Annotated in this window: 2 protein-coding genes; both read right to left on the reverse strand. The window is 41.9% G+C overall.

The features are described from left to right. Nucleotides 1-55: 55 nt before the first annotated feature. Entirely contained in the window at nucleotides 56-742 is a 687-nt protein-coding gene (locus tag AN486_RS26360) for a PHP domain-containing protein (protein WP_290603031.1), read from the reverse strand. A gap of 241 nt (nucleotides 743-983) precedes the next feature. Continuing rightward, on the reverse strand, nucleotides 984-2,009 hold the full coding sequence (gene purM, locus AN486_RS26365) for a phosphoribosylformylglycinamidine cyclo-ligase (protein ID WP_053538179.1): 1,026 nt from the start codon (nucleotides 2,007-2,009) through the stop codon (nucleotides 984-986). Between the last annotated feature and the right edge of the window lie 450 nt (nucleotides 2,010-2,459).

A 2,459-nucleotide genomic window follows, 5' to 3' on the forward strand; every position in this document is an offset into this window, starting at 1 on the left:
CTCCCCTACTCCCCCCACTCCCTAAACCAGGAGTTTAAAAGAGGTAAATACAGATTTACAACCTATGCAGCAAATTCAAGCCATGCGAATCAGTACCACAGGTGCTAAATAAATTAAATTTTTCCGCTAATTGTTGAACTTCCTCAGTTTCCACCACACTAGGTTTCCAAGGTTTGGGGTTATTGTAAGCGTAGAAAGTCTCAACACCATCAATACCATGACCCGCAGCCGCAGGAATGAGGTCAAAATGCGATCGCCTATACCGGGCTGGGTGAGCAAGTACCGCTAGTCCGCCCGCTTCATGAACAGCTTTAATAACGTTAACTGCTTGATAAGCCTTACCTGTGCTAGGAATTTTTTGTAAATATGGCTGCATACTGGGATGTTCTGACTCAAAAGCATAAGCCAGAATGTGAACTTCATTATCCAGCAGATTGGCATTAATTTCTGCACCACTCCACAGATATGGAGCATGAGCATCAGGATTACGCCATTTCCAATCTTCTAACCAAACCAGGGCTGCTTGGTAGCCACTAATACTATGATGATCAGTGATAGCTAACCCTTTTAAACCAATTGCGATCGCTTGACCCATCAAATCACCCGGTTTTAGTTTGCCATCGGAGTGAACCGTGTGCATATGAAAATTAAATAACTGGGGACAACTTTGTGCATCAATGCGTTGGAATACTTGCTTTAGTAGTTCCTTAGAAACAGTAGTCCGGGCAAAATTTATAACCATAACCCCTCTACACAAAAATTACATTCTTCTCAAAACACCAACACGCCACACTTGTAAACGAGATATAACTAATACCACTAACCAGTAAATACAGATACTTCCTCAACGGCACCAATTGATTTTTGCAATATGTTAAGACTACGTTAGCAAATATTAACGCTGATGGCGATGAGTATTTTTGATTACTTCCATCAAGAGAATATAAATTTTGCGTATAGTTTCTATCTGTTTACCGCCATTGTCACCACAAACTGATCAATTCACCTGCTCCATTGATCACTTCACCAATTACATTAGCAGAGATATCCTGAGATTGAAAATGAGTAATTACCTGTTCTGCTTGCTGAGGTGGAACTAATAACACAAAGCCAATACCCATATTGAATGTATTATACATAGCCTCAGCACCTACAGAACCAGCCGCAGCTAACCAATGGAATACAGGGGGAACAGTCCAACTATCAGGAATCATCTTAATTGATTGACCCTTGCTTAAACATCTTGGTAAATTTTCTGGTAAACCACCGCCAGTAATGTGAGCCATGCCATGAACTTCTAAACCTGATTGCAACGCAGCTAAAACAGATTTTACATAAATGCGTGTAGGTGTAAGCAAAGTTTCCCCAATAGATGCACCATTGAATAAATCTGGGGTATCAGTCCAAGCAAAACCACCATCACTGACAATTTTTCTGACCAAACTCAAACCATTACTATGGACACCTGAACTAGCTAAACCGATAGCTACGTCCCCCACCTGCACCTGAGAACCATCCAACATTCGGCTTTTTTCCACAATTCCCACGCAAAAACCAGCCAAGTCGTATTCACCAACCTGGTAAAAACCGGGCATTTCCGCCGTTTCTCCCCCCAATAAAGCCGAACCCGCCAATTTACAACCAGTAGCTATCCCCGCTACCACCTGAGTTAATTGTTCCTTATCTAACTTACCTGTAGCCACATAATCTAGAAAAAACAGCGGTTCTGCACCCGATGTCAACACATCATTAACGCACATCCCCACCAAATCTATGCCCACAGTATCATGACGGTTGAGAATTTGAGCTATTTTCAGCTTTGTCCCCACACCATCTGTCCCCGAAACCAAAACTGGTTCTTTGTAACCTGTAGGCAGTTGAAAGCAACCACCAAAGCCACCCAGTCCCCCCAAAACCTCTTTTCTAAAGGTGCTGTGAACCAAATTGCGAATTTGATCTACAAAAGCTCTACCTGCTTCCACATCAACGCCTGCATCCCGATAATCCATGCCTAACTACACCGTTATCAATTCATAACTTTAGGTTATTATTATCACACAATTTAGCTGATAAAACCTCTTCTGATCAGGAAAATGCCATTCGTACGACCCAATTCATTCGCAATCAAGCGATAAGACATTGCATTGAACATAATTTAAAACCTGATACAGCACCTCTTGATGTTATGAGGTACAGTTTTTTATCGCCAAACTCGTAGGGGCGCAGGCCCTGCGCCCTCCATTATTGTTGTTGTCAAAAAATCTCCATGAAACTAGCACCGCAAGGCGGAAGTCAAAAGTCAAAAGTCAAAGGTCAAAAATAATATGGCGTAAGCTTTTTAGTGATTGAGAATGGTTGTTTTATTTACGCCGTGCTGTACTAGTAGTTCGTCAAATTTATTTATTTTGACGGGTAATGACCGGAAAAAACTTCTGTTCTTCCCTCCCCTACCCCCCTAC

Origin of the sequence: Anabaena sp. AL93 (genome assembly GCF_001672085.1) — a bacterium.
Lineage (GTDB): Bacteria > Cyanobacteriota > Cyanobacteriia > Cyanobacteriales > Nostocaceae > Dolichospermum > Dolichospermum heterosporum.

What these genes read in the sequence shown, in the direction of transcription:
- AN486_RS26360 (WP_290603031.1), bottom strand. Translation starts at nt 742, where the DNA reads ATGGTTATAAATTTTGCCCGGACTACTGTTTCTAAGGAACTACTAAAG.
- purM (WP_053538179.1), bottom strand. Translation starts at nt 2,009, where the DNA reads ATGGATTATCGGGATGCAGGCGTTGATGTGGAAGCAGGTAGAGCTTTT.